This is a genomic window from Paracoccus sp. MC1862 (assembly GCF_016617715.1).
GTDB lineage: Bacteria > Pseudomonadota > Alphaproteobacteria > Rhodobacterales > Rhodobacteraceae > Paracoccus.
Genome location: NZ_CP067225.1, coordinates 3,075,126 through 3,094,568, shown reverse-complemented (window position 1 = coordinate 3,094,568; position 19,443 = coordinate 3,075,126). Strand labels below are relative to the sequence as shown.

21 protein-coding genes and 1 tRNA gene are annotated in these 19,443 nt (G+C 68.9%); 12 read left to right on the top strand and 10 right to left on the bottom strand.

What is annotated here, in order from left to right; translation table 11 throughout:
• Nucleotides 1-11 precede the first annotated feature (11 nt).
• The 5 genes from JGR78_RS15295 to yihA all read left to right on the top strand — a co-directional run bounded on the left by JGR78_RS15295 (nucleotide 12) and on the right by yihA (nucleotide 4,745).
• Nucleotides 12-419, top strand: coding sequence for a metallopeptidase family protein (locus JGR78_RS15295; RefSeq protein WP_182805302.1), 408 nt, complete (start codon nucleotides 12-14; stop codon nucleotides 417-419).
• On the top strand, nucleotides 416-1,387 hold the full coding sequence (locus tag JGR78_RS15290) for a 1-phosphofructokinase family hexose kinase (protein WP_182791043.1): 972 nt from the start codon (nucleotides 416-418) through the stop codon (nucleotides 1,385-1,387). Before JGR78_RS15295 ends, JGR78_RS15290 begins: the two co-directional genes overlap by 4 nt.
• Nucleotides 1,388-1,486: 99 nt before the next feature.
• A complete protein-coding gene (gene yidC, locus JGR78_RS15285) occupies nucleotides 1,487-3,343 on the top strand; it encodes a membrane protein insertase YidC (RefSeq protein WP_182791044.1) in 1,857 nt (618 codons plus the stop codon).
• Complete coding sequence (locus tag JGR78_RS15280; RefSeq protein ID WP_182791045.1) at nucleotides 3,340-4,098, top strand: MOSC domain-containing protein; 759 nt, start codon at nucleotides 3,340-3,342, stop codon at nucleotides 4,096-4,098. Before yidC ends, JGR78_RS15280 begins: the two co-directional genes overlap by 4 nt.
• Nucleotides 4,095-4,745: a ribosome biogenesis GTP-binding protein YihA/YsxC gene (gene yihA / locus JGR78_RS15275; RefSeq protein WP_182791046.1), complete on the top strand. Its 651-nt coding sequence runs from the start codon at nucleotides 4,095-4,097 to the stop codon at nucleotides 4,743-4,745. The genes JGR78_RS15280 and yihA overlap by 4 nt, the downstream gene beginning before the upstream one ends.
• A gap of 3 nt (nucleotides 4,746-4,748) precedes the next feature.
• Here the strand turns inward: yihA and JGR78_RS15270 are convergent, their stop codons facing one another.
• Nucleotides 4,749-5,510: an ABC transporter permease gene (locus tag JGR78_RS15270; RefSeq protein WP_182791047.1), complete on the bottom strand. Its 762-nt coding sequence runs from the start codon at nucleotides 5,508-5,510 to the stop codon at nucleotides 4,749-4,751.
• A 156-nt stretch (nucleotides 5,511-5,666) separates the two neighbouring features.
• Here JGR78_RS15270 and JGR78_RS15265 point away from each other — a divergent pair, with 156 nt between their 5' ends.
• Both JGR78_RS15265 and JGR78_RS15260 read left to right on the top strand, forming a co-directional pair.
• Nucleotides 5,667-7,445 (top strand): capsule biosynthesis protein, encoded by a 1,779-nt coding sequence (locus JGR78_RS15265; protein WP_182805300.1) that lies wholly within the window; start codon nucleotides 5,667-5,669, stop codon nucleotides 7,443-7,445.
• A gap of 9 nt (nucleotides 7,446-7,454) precedes the next feature.
• Entirely contained in the window at nucleotides 7,455-8,129 is a 675-nt protein-coding gene (locus tag JGR78_RS15260; RefSeq protein WP_182805298.1) for an ABC transporter ATP-binding protein, read from the top strand.
• Here JGR78_RS15260 and JGR78_RS15255 read toward each other — a convergent pair.
• Entirely contained in the window at nucleotides 8,126-9,496 is a 1,371-nt protein-coding gene (locus JGR78_RS15255; RefSeq protein ID WP_182805295.1) for a phosphomannomutase, read from the bottom strand. The two genes, JGR78_RS15260 and JGR78_RS15255, sit on opposite strands and share 4 nt — an antisense overlap.
• Nucleotides 9,497-9,624: 128 nt before the next feature.
• Here JGR78_RS15255 and JGR78_RS15250 point away from each other — a divergent pair, with 128 nt between their 5' ends.
• Genes JGR78_RS15250 through JGR78_RS15240 form a run of 3 tightly spaced genes read left to right on the top strand, consistent with a single transcriptional unit; the run spans nucleotide 9,625 to nucleotide 11,482 of the window.
• On the top strand, nucleotides 9,625-10,032 hold the full coding sequence (locus tag JGR78_RS15250; RefSeq protein WP_182805293.1) for a ketosteroid isomerase-related protein: 408 nt from the start codon (nucleotides 9,625-9,627) through the stop codon (nucleotides 10,030-10,032).
• Nucleotides 10,029-10,610, top strand: a complete 582-nt coding sequence (locus tag JGR78_RS15245; RefSeq protein WP_182805291.1) for a GNAT family N-acetyltransferase — start codon at nucleotides 10,029-10,031, stop codon at nucleotides 10,608-10,610. Before JGR78_RS15250 ends, JGR78_RS15245 begins: the two co-directional genes overlap by 4 nt.
• Nucleotides 10,607-11,482 (top strand): carbon-nitrogen hydrolase family protein, encoded by an 876-nt coding sequence (locus JGR78_RS15240; RefSeq protein ID WP_182805289.1) that lies wholly within the window; start codon nucleotides 10,607-10,609, stop codon nucleotides 11,480-11,482. The genes JGR78_RS15245 and JGR78_RS15240 overlap by 4 nt, the downstream gene beginning before the upstream one ends.
• Here JGR78_RS15240 and ttcA read toward each other — a convergent pair.
• The 4 genes from ttcA to rpmH form a co-directional block, all read right to left on the bottom strand.
• Nucleotides 11,473-12,357, bottom strand: a complete 885-nt coding sequence (ttcA, locus tag JGR78_RS15235) for a tRNA 2-thiocytidine(32) synthetase TtcA (RefSeq protein ID WP_182805286.1) — start codon at nucleotides 12,355-12,357, stop codon at nucleotides 11,473-11,475. The two genes, JGR78_RS15240 and ttcA, sit on opposite strands and share 10 nt — an antisense overlap.
• A gap of 109 nt (nucleotides 12,358-12,466) precedes the next feature.
• Nucleotides 12,467-12,706 (bottom strand): membrane protein insertion efficiency factor YidD, encoded by a 240-nt coding sequence (gene yidD / locus JGR78_RS15230; protein WP_182791055.1) that lies wholly within the window; start codon nucleotides 12,704-12,706, stop codon nucleotides 12,467-12,469.
• The gene (gene rnpA, locus JGR78_RS15225) at nucleotides 12,703-13,095 is read right to left on the bottom strand and encodes a ribonuclease P protein component (protein WP_182791056.1); all 393 of its coding nucleotides are present in this window, start codon (nucleotides 13,093-13,095) and stop codon (nucleotides 12,703-12,705) included. Before rnpA ends, yidD begins: the two co-directional genes overlap by 4 nt.
• 83 nt (nucleotides 13,096-13,178) lie before the next feature.
• Complete coding sequence (gene rpmH / locus JGR78_RS15220; protein ID WP_073061402.1) at nucleotides 13,179-13,313, bottom strand: 50S ribosomal protein L34; 135 nt, start codon at nucleotides 13,311-13,313, stop codon at nucleotides 13,179-13,181.
• 258 nt (nucleotides 13,314-13,571) lie between these two features.
• Here rpmH and JGR78_RS15215 point away from each other — a divergent pair, with 258 nt between their 5' ends.
• Both JGR78_RS15215 and JGR78_RS15210 read left to right on the top strand, forming a co-directional pair.
• Nucleotides 13,572-14,972: a HAMP domain-containing sensor histidine kinase gene (locus JGR78_RS15215; protein WP_182791057.1), complete on the top strand. Its 1,401-nt coding sequence runs from the start codon at nucleotides 13,572-13,574 to the stop codon at nucleotides 14,970-14,972.
• 77 nt (nucleotides 14,973-15,049) lie between these two features.
• Nucleotides 15,050-15,126, top strand: a tRNA-Arg gene (locus JGR78_RS15210).
• Nucleotides 15,127-15,246: 120 nt separating this feature from the next.
• Here the strand turns inward: JGR78_RS15210 and adh are convergent.
• The 4 genes from adh to JGR78_RS15190 form a co-directional block, all read right to left on the bottom strand.
• A complete protein-coding gene (adh, locus tag JGR78_RS15205) occupies nucleotides 15,247-16,773 on the bottom strand; it encodes an aldehyde dehydrogenase (protein ID WP_182791058.1) in 1,527 nt (508 codons plus the stop codon).
• Between the two features lie 77 nt (nucleotides 16,774-16,850).
• The gene (locus JGR78_RS15200) at nucleotides 16,851-17,849 is read right to left on the bottom strand and encodes a GAF domain-containing protein (RefSeq protein ID WP_182791059.1); all 999 of its coding nucleotides are present in this window, start codon (nucleotides 17,847-17,849) and stop codon (nucleotides 16,851-16,853) included.
• A 49-nt stretch (nucleotides 17,850-17,898) separates the two neighbouring features.
• Nucleotides 17,899-18,708 (bottom strand): metal ABC transporter permease, encoded by an 810-nt coding sequence (locus JGR78_RS15195; RefSeq protein WP_182791060.1) that lies wholly within the window; start codon nucleotides 18,706-18,708, stop codon nucleotides 17,899-17,901.
• Nucleotides 18,708-19,418, bottom strand: a complete 711-nt coding sequence (locus JGR78_RS15190; protein ID WP_182805316.1) for an ATP-binding cassette domain-containing protein — start codon at nucleotides 19,416-19,418, stop codon at nucleotides 18,708-18,710. Before JGR78_RS15190 ends, JGR78_RS15195 begins: the two co-directional genes overlap by 1 nt.
• Nucleotides 19,419-19,443: the final 25 nt, after the last annotated feature.

Genomic DNA, 19,443 nt, shown 5'->3' with positions numbered 1-19,443 from the left:
CCGGAGACGTCATGACCGACTGGACCGAGGCCACCGCGCCCTCCGCCGCCGATATCGAGGCGCTGGCACGCGAGATTCTGGCCGGCCTGCCCGCCGAGTTCGCCGGCCCCGCCGCCCAGGTCATCCTGCGGGTCGAGGACTTCGCCGGCGAGGACGTGCTGGACGAGCTTGAGATCGACGACCCGCTGGAGCTGACCGGGCTTTACGACGGCGTCCCCGAGACCGAGAAGATGGCGAGCCAACCCCAGCATTTCCCCGACACGGTCTGGCTGTTCCGCCGGGCGATCTTGGACGAATGGGCCGAACGCGGCGACGTGGCGCTAGGGGCGCTGGTCCGCAACGTGGTGATCCATGAATTCGCCCATCACTTCGGCTGGTCTGACGGCGACATCGCCAGCATCGACAGGTGGTGGGAATGATCGTCACGCCCCAGCCGCAGGTCCCGATCCTGACCGTCACCCTGAACCCGGCGCTGGACATCGCCACCAGCGCCGAGAAGGTGGTGCCTGACCTCAAGCTGCGCTGCGAGGCACCGGTCTTCGACGCGGGCGGCGGCGGCATCAACGTCAGCCGCGCCATCGCGCTGATGGCCGGGCAGTCCACGGCGGTGGTGGCTCTGGCAGGCCACAACGGCAAGCGGATGCGGGATCTTCTTCTCTGCGAGACGGGGCTTGAGATCCTGCGCCTGGAGGCGCCCGCCGAGACGCGGCAGTCCGTATCGGTCATCGACCGCAGCACCGGCGAGCAGTTCCGCTTTGTCCTGCCGGGGCCTGAGTGGCAGGAGGACGATGTGCGCGAGGCGCTGGACGCGGTGGCCTCGGCCGCGCCCGAGGACGGCATCCTCGTCGTCTCGGGATCGAACCCGCCGGGCGTTCCGGCCGAGTTCCCGATCCTGCTGGCCGAGCGGCTGAACGGCCGCGACACCTGCCTGTTCGTGGACACCTCGGGCAAGGCGCTGGCCGCCGCCGCCTCGGGCCGGGCCGGTCCCATCGCGGTGCTGCGGATGGACGACGCCGAGGCCGAGGGGCTGGCGGGCCGCGCCCTGTCCCGGCGGCAGGACACTGCCGACTTCGCGTCGAGCCTCGTGCAGGCGGGCGCCGCCCGTGCGGTGATTATCGCGCGGGGATCGGACGGCAATATCGTCGCGAACGCGCAGGGACGCTGGCACGCCGAAGCTCCGAAGGTCGAGGTCGTCAGCAAGGTCGGCGCGGGCGACAGCTTCGTCGCGGGCTATGCGCTGGCGGTCGCCCGCGGCATGGCGGAACCCGACGCGCTGGCGCTGGGCGCCGCCGCCGCGGCGGCGGCGGTGATGACGCCCGCGACCGATCTCTGCCGCGCCGAGGATGTCGAGCGGCTTTACGCGGAACGCGTCGTCACCGCCATCTGATCGGCCCGCGCCAGCCCTGAACCTGCTATTCGCTTGACCTTTGCAGGGGGGTCCGGTTGAAGCGGCGCGTATTTCTCGCACAGACCGGGGTCCCGAAGGATGGACGACAACAACCGCAACCTGATCCTTGCCATGGTGCTGTCGGCACTGGTCATGATCGGGTGGTATGCCTTCTTCGCGCCGCCTCCGCCCGAGCCCGTGGCCCCGGCCACGGTGACGCAGACGGCGGCCGGGACGGTCCTGCCGGATGCGCCGGCCGGGCAGGCGCCTGCGCCGACGCTGATCGGGGCGGCCGACGATCCGGTGCTGACCGCGCCACGGGTGCAGATCGAATCGCCCTCGCTCAGCGGCTCGATCTCGCTGGCGGGGGGCCGGATCGACGACATCCTGCTGACCGGCTACCGCGAGACGCTGGACCCGAACTCGCCCTTCGTGCGGCTGATGTCGCCGACGGCGCAGCCGCGGGTCACGACCGAGGGCACGCCCGTCGCCCCCGGCGCGAACCCGGAAATCGTGGTGCAGAAGCCCTATTACGCCGTCTACGGCTGGATGCCCGGCCCCGGCGTGGACCCGGCGCTGGTTCCCAGCCCCGCGACGCAATGGACGGTGGAAAGCGGCGAGACGCTCGCTCCCGGCCAGCCGGTCACGCTGGCCTGGGACAACGGCGCGGGCCAGATCTTCCGCCGCAGCTTCGAACTGGACGACCGCTACCTGTTCACCGTCACGCAAAGCGTCGAGAACCTGGGGACCGCGCCCTTCGTGGCCGCGCCCTATGGCATCCTCGCCCGCCACGGCCAGCCCGACACGCAGAACTTCTTCATCCTGCACGAAGGTGCGGTCGGCATGAGCGACGGCCAGCTGCTCGAGGCCAAGTACAAGGACATGGCGAAGTTCGACGCGGCCGGACAGGAAGGTCCCGCCGAGATCACCCAGGTCACGGAAAACGGCTGGGTCGGCTTCACCGACAAGTACTGGATGACGACGCTGATCCCGGCGCCGGGCCAGCCCTTCACCTCGGTCGTGAAATACGCGCCGGGCGCCGACATCTACCAGGCCGAGACGCGCCTGCCGATGCAGACGGTGGCAGCAGGCACGCAGCTTTCCTCCTCCAGCTACCTTTTCGCCGGCGCCAAGGAGTGGGAGACGATCAATGCCTACCAGCAGACCAAGGGGATCGACCGCTTCGTCGATTCGATCGACTGGGGCTGGTTCTACTTCCTGACCAAGCCGATCTTCCGCCTGCTGCACTGGTTGAATGGCGCCATCGGCAACATGGGCTGGTCGATCATCGCGCTGACCTTCATCCTCAAGGCGCTGGTATTCCCGCTGGCCCGCAAGTCCTATGTCTCGATGGCCCGGATGCGCGAGCTTCAGCCCGAGATGGAGGCGATCAAGGAGCGCACCGGCGACGACCGGGCGAAATACCAGCAGGAGGTCATGGCGCTGTACCGCAACGCCAAGGTGAACCCGGCGGCGGGCTGCCTGCCCTTGCTGCTGCAGATTCCGATTTTCTTCGCGCTGTACAAGGTGATCTTCGTCACGCTGGAACTGCGCCACGCCCCTTGGGTCGGCTGGATCCGCGACCTTTCCGCGCCGGATCCCTCGTCGCTGCTGAACCTGTTCGGCATGCTGCCCTGGGACGCGCCGGCGCAGGGAACGATGCTGCACTCGCTGTCGCTGCCGGTGCTGGCGATCATCCTCGGCATCTCGATGTGGATGCAGCAGAAGCTGAACCCGGCACCCACCGACCCGGCGCAGAAGATGATCTTCGCCTGGATGCCCTGGATCTTCATGTTCATGCTGGGCGGCTTCGCCTCGGGGCTGGTGCTCTACTGGATCACCAACAACGTGATCACGATCATCCAGCAGTACGGGATCATGTCGATGCATGGCCACCGCCCCGACCTGTTCGGCAACATCCGGTCGGGCATACCCAAACGCAGCCCGAAGAAGTGAGCGCGCGGCTCGCCCAAGTCTTCCGCTATCCGGTCAAGTCGGCCGGCGGAGAGGCGCTGGCCGAGGTCGCCCTGACCGCAGGCCAGCCCCTGCCCGGCGACCGCCGCTTCGCGGTGATGCACGCGGCGGCGGTGCAGCATCTCGACGGCGAGGAACTTCGCCGCTGGCTGCCCAAGTCCGCATTCGTGCGCGGGGTCGCCTCCGCGCGCCTGCAGGCAATCAGCGGCGGCTGGGACGGCGACCATCTGGCGCTGTCGCATCCCGATCTGCCCCCGCTGCGCTTCGATCCCACGCGCGACGAAGCGGCGCTGCTGGACTGGCTCTCGCCCTTGTGGGCGCCCAGCGGCAAGGCCCCGGCCGCGAAGCTGGTCGAGGCTCCGCAGGCGCTGACCGACGTGAACCACCCGTGGCTGTCCGTCCTGTCGCTGTCCTCGCTGCGCGATCTGGAGGAGCGGCTCGGCCAGCCCCTGGGCACCCATCGCTGGCGGGCCAACCTGTGGATCGACGGCTGGGACGCTTACGCCGAACGCGACATGCAATTGCACCGCATCCGCATTGGCGGGACCGTGGTGCTGAAGCTGACCGAGCGGATCGGCCGCTGCGATGCGACCAGCGTGGACACCGACACCGGACGGATCGACGTGGACATGCCCAAGGCGCTGCAGGACCGGTTCTGGCACCAGGACTTCGGCATCTACGCCGAGGTTCAGACCGGCGGCACCATCCGCCCCGGAGACGAGGTCGAAGTCCTGTGAAGGTTTCCTTTCCCCCTGCCCCCGAGCTTGAGGCTGAGGCCGCCGAGGCCGGGCGCCTGCTGTTCGCCGGCCCTGTCGATTTCATCAAGGGCGTGGTTGGCATGGACGGCCTGCCCCCAGCCGACCGCCCCGAAGTCTGCTTCGCCGGGCGGTCCAATGTCGGCAAGTCCAGCCTCATCAACGCGCTGACCGGGCGCAAGGGCATCGCCCGCGCGTCCAACACGCCGGGACGGACCCAGGAACTGAACTTCTTCGCCCTCGGCGAGCGCGGCTACCTGGTGGACCTGCCCGGCTATGGCTACGCGCAGGCCCCTGTGGCGGTGGTGCAGAAATGGCAGGCGCTGCTGAAGCAGTATCTGGCCGGCCGCCCGAACCTGCGCCGGGCCTTCGCGCTGATCGACGCGCGCCACGGCATCAAGCCGGTGGACCACGAGATCATGACGCTTCTGGACCGTTCTGCCGTGCCCTTCCAGGTGGTCGTGACCAAGGCCGACAAGATCGGTCGCGGCACGATGGAGCAGACGCTGGGGCAGATCGAGGCCGAGCTGCAGAAGCACCCCGCCGCCTATCCCGAACTGGTCGTCACCTCCTCGGAAAAGGGCGAGGGCATCCCGACCCTGCGCGCGATCATCGAAGGGCTGACCTGAGGGTCAGCGCAGTTCCAGCAGGTCGCGATAGCGCCGCCACAGCAGCAGCAGGCCCGTGACCAGCGTCAGCAGTGAGACGGTGACCACATAACGCTCGCTGACATAGTCGGCCGGATAGACGCCGTAGATGCCGCGCCGCATCAGGCCGACAATATGCACGATCGGGTTCCACCACAGGATGTCGCGCACCATGGATGGCATCACGTCATAGGTGAAGAAGATTCCCGACATCAGGAACAGCGGCCGGGTCAGGATCGACCAGGCCCGTTCCCAGACCGGAAAGCGTGACACCAGAAAGCAGTTCAGCGTCCCGATTCCCGCCCCCAGCAGCGCTGCCAGTGCCAGCGCATGCAGCACGACCGACACGTCGATCACCAGCGGGATGCGCTGGACGATGGCGATGCCGCTGACAACCACGGTGAAGACGATCACATGCAGCACGCTGTTCAAGATCAGCCGCGCGACCAGCGCATCGACAAAGGTGACTGCCGGATAGGCCAGCAGCGGGCGCGAGAAGCGCAGGCTCTGCGCCATCTTGCCCGCAATGTCATGATACATCTGGAAGGGGATGTAGCCCGAGGCATAGAACAGCGGAAAGCTGGTTCCCAACAGGGGGTTGGTGTTCCCCAACGCGTACTGGAAGACCAGCGTCAGCAGGGCGATGCCCAGGATCGGATCGGCCAAGGCCCAGACATAGCCTCCGGGCGAGCGGCCATAGGTGGTCGCGATCTCGCGCAGGATCAGCGCCACGACGGTGCGGACCATGCGGAACAGCCCGTTCGACGGCGCCCGCGGTCGGGCGGGTGGGACTGGCGTCGGCTTTGAGGGCTGGGGGGTGTCGGACATTTTACTGCTGAGGCTGGCGTTCGATGGCACGGCTCTGTAACAACTGCCCGTAATTTGGAAGCAGCGAAAGCCCATATGGCCAGCGTTCGTCCGCAACCCGCCCCCCAGGCCGAGCCGCCGGGCCAGAGCCGCCCCGCCGCCCCCGCGCAAGCGACGCCGCCCAACGGCCCCGCATGGCCGGGGGCTCCGGGGGCGCAGGGCGCCGCATCCACGCCCGCCAATACGCCCAAGACCGAACCGGCTTCTGCCCCGCCGCAACCCTCGGGGAAACCGGCTTCGAAACCCGCGCCGGCCGCAGCAGAGGCCGGGAAAGCCGCGGAGTCTGCCAAGCCGCAGGCGGCCAGCCCCGCCGCGAAACCGGCGCCCGTGTCCCCTGCCGCCGCGCCCCAGGCGGCCCAACCCGCAGTGCAGCCCGCTGGCGGCACGGCGGCGGCCAGCGCGCCGCCCAAGGCTGCGGCACAGCCCGCCCCGGCGGCCACGCAGCCGAAACCTGCCGCGCCCGAGCCGACGCCGGGGCGCCTGATCCCGGCCGACGCCGCGACCGCCGCCGCAGCCGCGCGCGCCGCGGCAGCCCGCCCGGCACCCGCGCCTGCGCAAGCGCCGGCCACCGCGGCCCAGCCTGCGTCTGTTCCAGCCGCTCCGCGTCCCGTCGCGCCGCCGCCGGCGCCCCGGCCCGCCTCGCCCCCGCCCCCAGCCGTTCCGCCCCAGGCCGCGGTTTTTCCCCCGGTCGCCGAGCCTGCGCCGGTCGCGCGGCCGAAGCGCCGGCACTGGGTGCTGCTGTTCAGCCTGTTCCTGCTGGTGATCCTGCCCACGGCCCTCTGGGGCGCCTATCTGTGGACGCGGGCGACGGACCAGTTTTCCTCGACCGTCGGCTTCTCGGTCCGGCGAGAGGAAGGCACGCCCTCGATCGACATGTTCGGGGGCATCTTCGGCGGCAGTTCCTCGGGCACGGCTTCGGACACCGACATCCTTTACGAATTCATCCGCTCGCCCGATCTCGTGCAGCGGACGGACGAGACGCTGGACATCCGCGCGATGTTCTCGCGCAACTGGCCGCAGGACTTCGTCTTTGCCTTCAACCCCGAAGGCACGATCGAGGACCTGACCAACTACTGGCGGCGGCAGGTCAGTATCTACTACGACGATTCCTCCGGCATCATCACCGTCAAGGTCAGCGCCTTCACGCCCGAGGATGCCAAGGCCATCGCCGACACGGTCTTTGCGGAAAGCGAGCGGGTGGTGAACAGCCTGTCCGAACACGCCCGCCGCGACGCCACCACGCAGGCCGAGGCCGAACTGGAGAAATCCCGCGCCGTGCTGACCGAGGCGCGCCAGGCGATGACCGCCTTCCGCGTCCGCACCCGCATCGTTGATCCGACCATCGACCTGGGCGCGCAGATGACGGTGATGACCACCCTGCAGGGCCAGCTGGCCGAAGCGCAGGTCGCGCTGGACCAGTTGCGCCAGAACGCCCGCGCTGGCGACCAGCGGATCGTCCAGGCCGAGCTGCGGGTCGCCTCGCTGGAAAACCAGATCGAGCAGGAGCGCGACAAGTTCGGCGGCGACACCCCCGACGGCGAGAATTACGCCGAGATGATGGCGGATTACGAACGCCTGAAGGTCGATCTGGAATTCGCGGAAGGGATGCACCAGTCCTCTCGCATCGCCTATGAATCCGCCCTTGCCGCGGCCCAGCGGCAGACACGCTACCTGGCCGCCCACATCACCCCCACCCTCGCGCAACGATCGCTGGAGCCTGCGCGGCCCTGGCTGCTGGCGCTGGGGGCGGGGATGGCCTTTCTGCTGTGGTCGATCATGATCCTGGTCTATTACAGCGTGCGCGACCGGCGCTAAGGCAGCGCGATGATCCGGCTCGAGAACCTGACAAAGATCTACTACGCCAATGGCCGGCGTAAGGTGGTCGCGGACGGGCTGAACGCGGTGTTCCCGACCGGCGCCTCGGTCGGGCTTTTGGGCCGCAACGGGGCGGGGAAATCGACGCTGCTGCGGATGATCGCGGGAACGGCGCTGCCGACGACGGGCAGGATCGTCTCGGACGGCTCGATCTCCTGGCCGGTGGGTTTCGCAGGCAGCTTCCACCACGAGTTGACGGGGGCGCAGAACATCCGCTTCGTCGCCCGCATCTACGGCGTCGACACGGACGGGCTGGTCGATTACGTCGCCGATTTCGCCGAATTGGGCGACAGCTACCACATGCCCTTCGGCACCTATTCCTCGGGGATGAAGTCGCGGCTGGCGATGGGATGCAGCATGGGCATCCATTTCGACACCTACCTCGTGGACGAGGTGACCAGCGTGGGCGATGCCGAGTTCCGGGAAAAGTCGCAGCGCGTCTTCACCGACCGGATGCAGCGGTCCTCGGCCATCCTGGTCAGCCATTCGATGCCGATGATCCGGCGGCTGTGCAACATGGGCGCGGTGCTGGACCGGGCGCGGCTGACGGTCTTCGACAAGATCGACGACGCCATCGCCTACCATGAACATGTCATGGGCGTGCCGGATACGGTCGGCGACTAGCCCGCCAGCAGGGCCGAGATTTCCGCCACCTTCGCCGCGACAAGCGCGGCGTCGCCGCGGGATTCCACGTTCAGCCGCACCACCGGCTCGGTGTTGGACCGGCGCAGGTTGAAGCGCCACTCCGGGTATTCGAGGCTGATGCCGTCGGTGTCGTCCCGCGCGATGGCCTGCGCCTGCATCGCCGCCAGCACGCGGGCAAGGCTCGCGTCGGGATCGGACAGGCGGAAATTGATCTCTCCCGAGGACGGGAAGGCCGCCATGCGGTCCCCCACCAGCCGCGACAGGGGCTGGCCCGAGCGGCTGATGAGCTGGGCCACCAGTGCCCAGGGGATCATGCCGCTGTCGGCATGGGCGAAGTCGCGGAAATAGTGATGCGCGGACATCTCGCCGCCATAGACCGCGCCGCTTTCCCGCATGGCCTGCTTGACGAAGGCGTGGCCGGTTTTCGATTGCACCGCCTCTCCCCCCGCCCGGGCGATGATGTCGCGGGTGTTCAGAACGACCCGGGGATCGTGGACGATGCGGGCGCCGGGATGGCGGTCGAGGAAGGCCGCCGCCAGCAGCCCCACGACATATTCGCCGGGGATGAAGCGGCCCGTCTCGTCAAAAAGAAAGCAGCGGTCGAAGTCGCCGTCCCAAGCGACGCCGAGATCGGCGCCATGCGCCAGCACCGCGTCCGAGGTCATCGGCTGGTTTTCCGGCAGCAGCGGGTTCGGGATGCCGTTCGGAAAGCTCGCGTCCGGCTCGTGGTTGATGCGGACGATCTCCAGCCGCGCACCGCGCCGGGCGAGTTCCGCCGCGATGGCGTCGAAGGCGGGACCGGCGACGCCGTTCCCCGCGTTCACCAGCAGCTTCAGCGGGCCAAGCGCCGGGGCCTCCACGAAGTCGCAGACGCGGCGGGCATAGTCGGCGCGGGTTCCGCTTGCGTCCGTCACCCGGCCCCGAGCAGTCTCGGGAAACTCGCCCGCCTGCGCCACCTGCGCCAGTTCGGCCAGCTCGGTCGCGGGGTCCAGCGGCGCGGCCCCGCGCTTGACCAGCTTCATCCCGTTATAGTCGATGGGGTTGTGCGAGGCGGTGACCTCGATGCCGCCATCCGCGCCCAGGTGATCGGTGGCGAAATACATCTCCTCGGTGCCGGCGAGGCCAAGGTCCAGCACCTCGACGCCGCCCTCGACCAGCCCGCGCATCAGCGCCGCCACCAGCGCGGGCGAGCTTTCCCGCCCGTCGCGCCCCACGACCACCCGCCGGGTACCCGGACGCATGGCAAAGGCGCGGCCCACGCGCCAGGCGACATCCTCATCCAGTTCGTCGCCCAGGCGGCCGCGCAAATCGTAAGCCTTGAAGCAGGTGATGGTGCGGGCGGTCATGGGCGTTCTCCTTTGGCCGCGCGACCCTGCCCAAAGGACGCCCGCCGCGCAAGCCGTCCGACCTTCGGAGGGGGCTGACCTTCGCGCCCCGCCCCGCTAGTCCTTGGGAAACCACGGAAAGGAAGCCCATGTCCCAAGCCGAGACCAAGCAACTGATCGCCGCCTATTACGACGCCTTCAACCGGGGCGAGCCGGAGGCGATGGAAACCATGCTGCACGACGATTTCGAGCATCACGTGAACGAAGGCGGCATCCGCCGCGGCAAGGACGGCTTCGCCGCCTTCAACCGGCACATGAGCGAGACCTACCGCGAGAACCTCACCGACATGGTGATCTTCGCCAGCGAGGACGGCAGCCGGGGCGCCGCCGAGTTCATCGTGAACGGCACCTACCTGAAAACCGACCCCGGCCTGCCCGAAGCGCGCGGGCAGAGCTATCGCCTGCCCGCAGGGACGTTCTTTGCCATCAAGGACGGCAAGATCGCGCGGGTGACGACCTACTACAACCTCTCCGACTGGGTGCGGCAGGTCTCGTGATCACCACGCGCATCCTGACCGGAGAGGCGGCGGCGGGGGTGCTGGACGATCTCGCGCGGCTGCGGATCGCGGTGTTCCGCGACTGGCCCTATCTCTACGACGGCGATGAGGGGTATGAGCGCGAGTACCTCAAGGCCTACACCGCCCCCGGCGCGGTGGTCGTCGCGGCGATGGACGGCACCCGCATGATCGGCGCCGCCACCGGCGCGCCGATGGAACATCACGCCGAGGATTTCGCAGCCGCCTTCGAGGACCGCCCCGAGCGGCTGGAGGACATCTTCTACTGCGCCGAGTCAGTCCTGCTGCCCGAATATCGCGGCCATGGCCTGGGCCACGCCTTCTTCGATGGGCGCGAGGAACAGGCGCGCAGCCTGGGGCGGCGCTTTGCGGCCTTCTGCTCGGTCATCCGCCCCCCCGACCACCCGGCACGGCCCGCGGATTACCGCCCGCTCGACGGCTTCTGGCGCAAGCGCGGCTACCAGCCCCTGCCGGGCGTTGTCGCCAATTTCCACTGGCGCGATCTCGGGGACGCCGAGGAGACGACGAAGCAACTGCAATTCTGGATGAAACCGCTGTGAGCCGCCCCGTCCGCATCGCCGCCGCCGCCTATCCCTTCGATTGGTTCGACGACCTCGCGGCCTATGAGGCCAAGATCACGGCTTGGGTCACTGATGCCGCCGACTGCGACCTGCTGGTTTTCCCCGAATATGGCGCGATGGAACTGGCGAGTCTCGGCGGCCCTGAAATTGCCCGCGACCTTGAAGCCAGCCTGCACGAGGTCGTGCATCACGAGGCCGCACGGGACGCACTCCATGCGCGGCTCGCGGCGGAGCATGGCTGCCATATCCTCGCGACCTCGGGTCCCGCTTTCCCGACGCGCGGCGGGCGGCCAGTAAACCGGGCGGTGCTATTCGGGCCGCAGGGGAGAATCGGGCATCAGGACAAGCAGATCATGACCCGCTTCGAGCGCGAGGACTGGAACGTGACCGGCGCGCCGGGCCTGCAGGTCTTTGACACGCCCGTCGGAAAGCTCGGCATCATCATCTGCTACGACAGCGAGTTCCCCCTGCTTGCCCGCAAGCTGGCGGAAGCCGGGGCCGAGATCCTCTTGGCCCCAAGCTGCACCGACAGCGTGGCGGGCTTCATGCGCGTCCGCATCGGCTGCATGGCACGGGCCTTGGAGAACCAATGCGTCGTCGTCCAGGCCCCGACCGTGGGCGACTGCGACTGGAACCCCGCCATTGACGAGAACCGGGGGATCGCCGCGATCTACGCGCCCCCGGACGGGTTGTGGCCGGAAACCGGGATCGTGGCGGAAGGGGTGATGGACGCGCCCGGCTGGATCAAGGCAGAAATCGACCTCGACCGCATCGCCGAAAGCCGCCGCAACGGGCGGGTGCTGCCCTTCGCGCATTGGCCGGAAAGCGAGGACGTGCCGCTTCAGTCCTGATCACGCAGCCGGGGCACGTCCCCGGCGGGCGTCGGCGCAGGCGCGAGGTTGGCAAAATCGAACAGCACCGGGTCGGGCAGATGCGAGGGGCGCACGTTGGTCAGCGCCCGGAACATCACCTGCCGGCGGCCGGGGCTGCGCGCCTCCCATTCATCCAGCAGCTTCTTGACCTGCATCCGCTGCAACCCCTCTTGGCTGCCGCAAAGGTCGCAGGGGATCACCGGATAGTTCATGGCGCGGGCAAAACGCTCGCAGTCGGTCTCGGCGACGAAGGCCAAGGGGCGCAGCACGTTCAGGTCGCCGTCCTCATTCAGCAGCTTTGGCGGCATCGAGGCCAGCCTTCCGCCGTGGAACAGGTTCATGAAAAACGTTTCCAGAATATCATCCCTGTGGTGGCCCAGCACGACCGCGCTGCACCCTTCCTCGCGTGCGATGCGATACAGGTTGCCCCGGCGCAGGCGGGAACACAGGCTGCAATAGGTGCGGCCCTCGGGCACCTTGGCCTTCACGACGGAATAGGTGTCCCGATACTCGATCCGGTGCGGAACGCCGCGTTCCGTCAGGAACTCGGGCAGCACGGTCGCGGGGAAGCCCGGCTGGCCCTGATCGAGGTTGCAGGCAAGCAGATCGACCGGCAGCAGCCCGCGCCATTTCAGCTCATGCAGCACTGCCAGCAGCGTATAGCTGTCCTTGCCCCCCGACAGGCAGACCAGCCAGCGGTCGCCGGGTGTGACCATGTGATAGGTTTCGATCGCCGCCCGGACCTCGCGCACGAGGCGCTTCCTCAGCTTGCGGAACTCGGTGGAGGAGGGCGCGCCGCGGAACAGCGGGTGAATCTCAGTCTCGTCGGCGGTGTCGGTGGCATCGTCCAGCATCAGGCGGCCCTTGGAAGGTAAGGCGCGGGCATCGCGGGACCCATGCCTCGAAAACGAAAGTCAGCAGCGCAACCAGCAGCAGGCCCGGCAGGATCGCACAGGCGGCCAGTCATCGGCGGGCCGTCCGGGCAGGCGGTACCGGATCATACCCCCAGCCGCCCCAAGGATGGCAACGCGCGATACGCCGCAGCGTCAGCCAGCCTCCGCGCAACGACCCGTGCCGCTCCAGCGCCTCCAGCGCATAGGCCGAGCAGGTCGGCTGGAAGCGGCAGGCATGGCCCACCCATGGGCTGAACAGCAGCCGATAGGCGCGCACCGGCAGCGCGACGATGCGGGCGAGCGGCGTCATCCCCTGCCCCTTCGGCGGGGCTGAGCGCCTGGATCTGGGCTGCGCGGATCGGGACCGGCATGGACGCGGGCCAGCGCGCGGCTGAGGTCGGCGCGCAGATCGGCAAAGTCGCGGGTGGCGGTCGCCTCGGGGCGGCCGACCAGCACATAGTCCCAGCCGCCCTGCCCCTGTACCGGGATCACCTCGCGCGCAAGCGCCCGCAGACGCCGCTTGGCGCGGTTGCGGGCCACGGCATTGCCGAGCTTCTTTGAGCAGGTATAACCAACGCGGATCGCCGTGCCCGCCTCGGCCGGGTCGCGGCGACGGGCCTGCAGCAGAAAGCCCGCCGTTCCCTGACGGCGGGCGGATGCCGCGCGCAGGAAATCGGCGCGGCGGGCCAGGGTCGTCATGGCCGGTCGGCAGGCGTCCTGCGCGTCACCGGCGGGTGCCGGGACGTCAGCGGTCAGCGCCTCGGCCACCGGCTCAAGGCCGATCAGGCCGACAGGACCTTGCGGCCCTTGGCGCGGCGGGCGTTCAGGACCCGACGGCCGCCCTTGGTGGCCATGCGGGCGCGGAAACCATGCCGGCGCGCGCGAACCAGGTTCGACGGCTGGAAGGTGCGTTTCATCGTCTTGCTCCAACAACTGGGACGCGCAGGGTATGGGCCATTGGCCCACGCAGGCGCGCCGGGAATGCGAAACCCGGCTGATACGGCCGGCAGACCCGCGAGTCAACAGAAACACCGCCGCCCCACCTGTTTTTCGCGACGCAACGGCGCGTCGTCGCACCCTTGGAACCCGGCCAGGATCACATATGTTTGAACATCAGCGCCGCCAAGGGCCGATGCGATTGCCGGCGCCCCGGCTCTGGGACGATACGGAACCACATGACCTTCAACAGCATTTCCGGCCGCTTTGCCCTGCTGACGATCGTGTTCGTCCTGCTGGCGGAAATCCTCATCCTTGTTCCCAGCGTCACCAACTTCCGCCGCGACTACCTGGAAACACGGCTGGAGCGGGCGCAGATCGCCAGCCTCGCGCTGCTGGCGACCGACGAATCCATCGCCGCCGACCTTGAAAGCGAGCTGCTGGAAAACGCGGGCGTCTTCAACGTCGTCCTGCGCCGCGACGACATTCGCCAACTGGTGCTGTCTTCGGCCCTGCCGCAGGCAATCTCGGCCACCTACGACCTGCGTGACCGCAACTGGCCTGCCGACGTCCGCGACACGATGAGCCGCCTGCTGAACGCCCAGCCCGAGGTCATCCGCGTGATCGGAGAGCCGGTACGCGACGCGGGGCAACTGATCGAGATCACGATGGATACCGCCCCCATGCGGGCGGCGATGATCGAGTTCGCCCTGCGCCTGCTGGCGGTTTCGGCCGCCTTCTCGCTGCTGACGGCGGTGCTGCTGAACCTGGCGACGCAGCGGCTGATCGTCCGGCCGATCCGGGGCGTGATCGGTCACATGACCGCCTATGCGGCCTCGCCCGAGGACAGCCGCACGATCATCACGCCAGGAGCCAGAATGGGCGAGGTGCGCGACGCCGAGATCGCGCTGGCAGGCCTGCAGCACACCGTCACCGCCTCGCTGAAGCAGCGGGAACGGCTGGCCCAGCTTGGACAGGCGGTGGCCAAGATCAGCCACGACCTGCGCAACATCCTGACCACGGGCCAGATCCTTGCCGACCGGTTGGAGGAAAGCGCCGACCCGGCCGTGCGGCGTGCCGCGCCCAAGCTGATGGGCTCGATCTCGCGCGCGGTGAACCTCTGCGAAACGACGCTGGCCTTCGGCAAGGCCGAAGAGCCGCGCCCCTCGCTGTCGCTGTTCCACCTGCGCCCGCTGGTCGCGGAAGTCATCGAGGCCGAGGAGCTTGCCAGCGAGGCCATGGGCGAGGCGGCCGTCGAGTTCATCGCCGATATCCCCGCCGGAATGCGCATCCGCGCCGACCGCGACCAGCTTTACCGGGTGCTGGCGAACCTTGCCCGCAACGCGCGGCAGGCGATCGAGGCGACCCGCCAGCCCGGCACCATCGAGATTTCCGCCACCGAGGACGAAAGCCACTGGTGCATCCGCGTCGGCGACACCGGCCCCGGCCTGCCGCAGAAGGCGCGCGAGAACCTGTTCCAGCCCTTCACCGGCGGCATCCGCAAGGGCGGCACCGGCCTTGGCCTTGCCATTGCCGCCGACCTGATCCGGGGCCACGGCGGCCGGCTACAACTGGCGCGCACAGACGAGACGGGAACCGAGTTCCAGCTCCGCCTGCCGCGCGAGATCGCGGCGGCCTGACGCGCGGAAAAGATCGCGGTGCGCGATTTTTCCGCTTGCATCCCCCTGCGGCTAGCCCTACCTACCCGCCCTACGACGGACCCGTAGCTCAGCTGGATAGAGCACCAGACTACGAATCTGGGGGTCGGGCGTTCGAATCGCTCCGGGTCCGCCATTTCCCCTTTTTGCATGTATCTTCCGCCCTTACGGGCGGTTGGCTGCTTCCTTGGCCCAAGGGCGCACAAAAAATGCCTGCCGCGTTTCCACGGCAGGCAATCGTTTCAGGCGAAAGGCCTCAGAAGAAGCCCAGCTTCGAGGGCGAATAGCTGACCAGCATGTTCTTGGTCTGCTGGTAGTGGTCCAGCATCATCTTGTGCGTCTCGCGCCCGATCCCCGACTGCTTGTAGCCGCCGAAGGCCGCATGCGCCGGATAGGCGTGGTAGTTGTTCACCCACACCCGGCCCGCCTTGATGCCGCGCCCCATGCGGTAGCAGGTGTTCGCATCGCGGCTCCACACGCCGGCGCCAAGGCCGTAAAGCGTGTCGTTGGCGATCTCCAGCGCCTCGGCCTCGGTCTTGAAGGTGGTGACCGACACCACGGGGCCGAAGATCTCCTCCTGGAAGACCCGCATCTTGTTGTGGCCAGAGAAGATCGTGGGCTTGATGTAGTAGCCCGCGGACAGCTCGCCCCCCAGGTCGGCCACATCGCCCCCGGTCAGGATCTCGGCGCCCTCGTCCCGGCCGATGTCGAAGTAGGAGCGGATCTTGTCGTGCTGCTCCTTGGACGCCTGCGCGCCGATCATGGTGTCGGACGCGCGCGGATCGCCCTGCTTGATCGCCTCGACGCGTTTCACGGCCTTTTCCATGAAGCGCTCGTAGATCGATTCCTGCACCAGCGCGCGCGACGGGCAGGTGCAGACCTCGCCCTGGTTCAGCGCGAACATGGCGAAGCCTTCCAGCGCCTTGTCCATGAAATCGTCATCCTCGCGCGCGACATCGGCGAAGAAGACGTTGGGCGACTTGCCGCCCAGTTCCAGCGTCACCGGGATCAGGTTCTCGGCGGCATATTGCATGATCAGCCGGCCGGTCGAGGTTTCGCCGGTGAAGGCGATCTTGCCGATGCGCTTGGACGAGGCCAGCGGCTTGCCCGCTTCCAGCCCGAAGCCGTTGACGACGTTCAGCACGCCCGGCGGCAGCAGGTCGCCGATTAGGTCCATCAGCAGCATGATGCTGCCCGGCGTCTGTTCCGCGGGCTTCAGCACCACGCAGTTGCCGGCCGCAAGCGCGGGGGCCAGCTTCCACGAGGCCATCGTCAGCGGGAAGTTCCAGGGGATGATCTGGCCCACCACGCCCAGTGGTTCGTGGAAGTGGTAGGCGACGGTGTTGTCGTCGATCTGGCTCAGGCTGCCTTCCTGCGACCGCAGCACGCCCGCGAAGTAGCGGAAGTGGTCAATCGCCAGCGGCAGGTCGGCGGCCATCGTTTCGCGGATGGGCTTGCCGTTGTCCCAGGTTTCGGCCGCAGCCAGCAGCTCGATGTTCGCCTCCATCCGGTCGGCGATGTTCAGCAGAACCCGCGAGCGTTCCTGCGGGCTGGTGCGGCCCCAAGCGTCGGCTGCGGCATGGGCCGCGTCCAGCGCCAGGTTGATGTCGGATTCGTCGGACCGCGCGATCTCGCTCATCTTCGCGCCGGTGATCGGCGTGGTGTTGTCGAAATAGCGGCCGGCGTTCGGCGCGACCCACTTGCCGCCGATGAAGTTGTCATAGCGCGCCGCGAAGGGCATGGCGCTGACGCCCTTGAACTCATGCGTCTGGTCGTTGGGCATGGTGTCTCCTCCCAGAGAATGCGGCCCGGCTCCTCGTTTCCGGACGGGCACATGGTGCAAAGCCCGAAGGCTTGCGGTCAACCGCCGGGCGGGACATCGGCCCGCCCGACTGTCTCGATTCCGGGACGCGCGCCTTCGGGCGCGATCCCCAGGCGGCTCATCCGGCGGTAAAGCGTGGCGCGGCCGACGCCCAGCGCGCGGGCGGCGGCGGAAACGTTGCCTTCAGCGCGGGCCAGCGCCCGGATCACGGCGGCCCGCTCGGCGCGGTCGAACCCGCCTTCGCCGCCCTCTGCCTCGGCCAGCAGGTCCGACAGCGGGCGCGGCTTCAGCGCGCCGGTCTTCGGCAGCCCCAGCGCCCGGCGAGCGGCGCGGGTCGCACCGATGGCGAGGTCGTCGCGGTCAACGGCGACCAGCGCCTCGGTCCCCTCGCCTGCCACCACGATGCGGGCGCCGGGGAAGGCCGCGCGGAACCAGGCGACCTCGATGGCGCGGGCGGACTGGCCGACCATGGCGGCGATCAGGGCGTTGATCCCCTCGGTCGCGTCGGCCCGGGCGCTGGAGACGTCCAGCGCTGCGATGATCTGCCCCTCGGACCCGTGGATGGGCGCGTCGATGCAGCTCATCCCCGTGTTCGAGGACAGGAAATGCTGGTCGCGGTGGATGATGACGCCGCGCCCTTCGGCAAGGCAGGTGCCGACGCCGTTGGTGCCCTGCGCGGCCTCGGACCAGTCGGCGCCGGGGGCGAGCGCCCAGGCGTCGAAGACCGCCGCGTCGGCGGCCTGGGCGCGGCGGTCCAGCAGGATGCCGTCCGCGTCCGTCAGCAGGACGGCGCAGCCCGAGCCGCTGACGAGACGGTAAAGCTCGTCCACCGGTTGGGCCGCGACCGACAGGAAGGCGCCCATGGCCTCGCGCCGGGCGGCGAGTTCCGCCGTTGTCAGTCGTTGCGCCCGGACAGGGGCGGCAGGGTCCAGCCCATGCCGCAGCGCTGACCGCCGCCAGCTTGCCGTCAGCGGCGTCAGGTCGTTGGACGCGCAGGTCCGCTCGATCACGCGGTCGGCGTGATGGCGTGTCTCCATGATTCGGCCTCTCCCTGCGGGCAGTATAGGCGCGGGGGCTGACGTTGGGTCAGGAAAATCCCCGGGCGGCGATGCGGCGGCGGGTCAGGGTCAGCGCCGTGACCATGGCGAACAGCGCCACCGCCGCGCAGACGATGGTGGGGCCGGTGGGCGTGTCCAGCCGGAAGGCCGCGCCGAGGCCCAGCAGCCCGGCACCCGAGCCGATCAGGACGGTGATGGCCACCATCGCTTCGGGGGAACGCGCCAGGGGACGGGCGGCGGCGGCGGGGATGATCAGCATGGCGCTGATGAGAAGCGCGCCGACGATGCGGATGCCCGCCGCGACGACCAGCGCGAGGGCGATGTTCAGCGCCCATTGCTCGGCCCGCGGGCGGATGCCGTCGGCCACCGCCATCTCGGGCGACAGAGTTGCCAGCAGCAACGCCGACCAGCGCCAGGCGATCAGCGCCGCGACCAGCGCCGCGCCGCCCCAGATCAGGGCGAGGTCGGCCCATGTCACCGACAGGATGTCGCCGAACAGATAGGCCGACAGGTCCGTCCTCACCCCCTGCACGAAGCTGACCGCGACCATGCCCGCGGCCAGCGCCCCGTGCGACAGGACGCCCAGCATCGTGTCCACCGACTGCCGCCCGGCCATTCCGGCGACCACCGCCGCCATGACCAAGGCGACCACGATCACTGCCGGGAACAGCGGCAGGGCGAAGGCCAGCGACAGCGCCACCCCCAGCAGCGCCGCATGGGCCGTGGCGTCGCCGTAATAGGCCATGCGCCGCCAGACGACAAAGCAGCCCAGGGGCGCGCAGGCGAAAGCCAGCCCGATCGCGCCCATGGCCGCGCGCAGCATGAAGTCGTCCAGCATCAGGCGGCGTCCTCGTGGCTGTGGGCGCAGGGCTGGCCGTCATCGTGGCTGTGGGTGTGATGGTGACGATAAAGCGCCAGCGCCCCTGCCCCGCACCCGAACAGGCCCAGATAGGCGGGCGAGATCGAGACGGTCTCGGGCGTCCCCTCGCAGCAGATATGGCCGTTCAGGCAGATCACGTGGTCCGAGGCCCGCATCACCACCTGCAGATCGTGGCTGACCATCAGCACGGCGCAGCCGGTCTCGCGGTTCACCTGCTCAATCCGTTCGTAGAAGGCGGCGACCCCCGGCTGGTCCAGCCCCGCGGTCCCTTCGTCGAGGATCAGCAGGTCCGGCCGATTCAGCAGCGCCCGGGCCAGCAGCAGCCGCTGCATCTGCCCGCCCGACAGTCCGGCGAGTGGACGCGCCTGAAGCCCCGCCAGCCCGGCGCGGTCCAGCGCCCCGGCGATGGCGGCCGGGTCGCGCCGCTGCGGCAGGTTCATGAAGCGCCCCACCGTCATCGGCATGGTCGGGTCGATCGCCAGCCGCTGCGGCACATAGCTGAGCCGCAGGCCCCGCGCCCGCGCCAGCCGGCCCGCATCGGGCCGCACCGCACCGATGATCACCCGCATCAGCGTGGTCTTGCCCGATCCGTTCGGGCCGACCACCGTGACGATCTCGCCCCGCCGGATGGTCAGGTCGATGGCTGTCAGGACTGGTTGACCGCCCATCGCGACCGACACGCCCGCCAGCGTC

Bases quoted from the DNA above. Each gene is read 5' to 3' on its own strand.
- JGR78_RS15295 (WP_182805302.1), top strand. From the start codon at position 12: ATGACCGACTGGACCGAGGCCACCGCGCCCTCCGCCGCCGATATCGAG.
- JGR78_RS15290 (WP_182791043.1), top strand. From the start codon at position 416: ATGATCGTCACGCCCCAGCCGCAGGTCCCGATCCTGACCGTCACCCTG.
- yidC (WP_182791044.1), top strand. From the start codon at position 1,487: ATGGACGACAACAACCGCAACCTGATCCTTGCCATGGTGCTGTCGGCA.
- JGR78_RS15270 (WP_182791047.1), bottom strand. From the start codon at position 5,510: ATGGTCCGCACCGTCGTGGCGCTGATCCTGCGCGAGATCGCGACCACC.
- JGR78_RS15265 (WP_182805300.1), top strand. From the start codon at position 5,667: ATGGCCAGCGTTCGTCCGCAACCCGCCCCCCAGGCCGAGCCGCCGGGC.
- JGR78_RS15260 (WP_182805298.1), top strand. From the start codon at position 7,455: ATGATCCGGCTCGAGAACCTGACAAAGATCTACTACGCCAATGGCCGG.
- JGR78_RS15255 (WP_182805295.1), bottom strand. From the start codon at position 9,496: ATGACCGCCCGCACCATCACCTGCTTCAAGGCTTACGATTTGCGCGGC.
- JGR78_RS15250 (WP_182805293.1), top strand. From the start codon at position 9,625: ATGTCCCAAGCCGAGACCAAGCAACTGATCGCCGCCTATTACGACGCC.
- ttcA (WP_182805286.1), bottom strand. From the start codon at position 12,357: ATGCTGGACGATGCCACCGACACCGCCGACGAGACTGAGATTCACCCG.
- yidD (WP_182791055.1), bottom strand. From the start codon at position 12,706: ATGACGCCGCTCGCCCGCATCGTCGCGCTGCCGGTGCGCGCCTATCGG.
- rnpA (WP_182791056.1), bottom strand. From the start codon at position 13,095: ATGACGACCCTGGCCCGCCGCGCCGATTTCCTGCGCGCGGCATCCGCC.
- rpmH (WP_073061402.1), bottom strand. From the start codon at position 13,313: ATGAAACGCACCTTCCAGCCGTCGAACCTGGTTCGCGCGCGCCGGCAT.
- JGR78_RS15215 (WP_182791057.1), top strand. From the start codon at position 13,572: ATGACCTTCAACAGCATTTCCGGCCGCTTTGCCCTGCTGACGATCGTG.
- adh (WP_182791058.1), bottom strand. From the start codon at position 16,773: ATGCCCAACGACCAGACGCATGAGTTCAAGGGCGTCAGCGCCATGCCC.
- JGR78_RS15200 (WP_182791059.1), bottom strand. From the start codon at position 17,849: ATGGAGACACGCCATCACGCCGACCGCGTGATCGAGCGGACCTGCGCG.
- JGR78_RS15195 (WP_182791060.1), bottom strand. From the start codon at position 18,708: ATGCTGGACGACTTCATGCTGCGCGCGGCCATGGGCGCGATCGGGCTG.
- JGR78_RS15190 (WP_182805316.1), bottom strand. From the start codon at position 19,418: ATGGGCGGTCAACCAGTCCTGACAGCCATCGACCTGACCATCCGGCGG.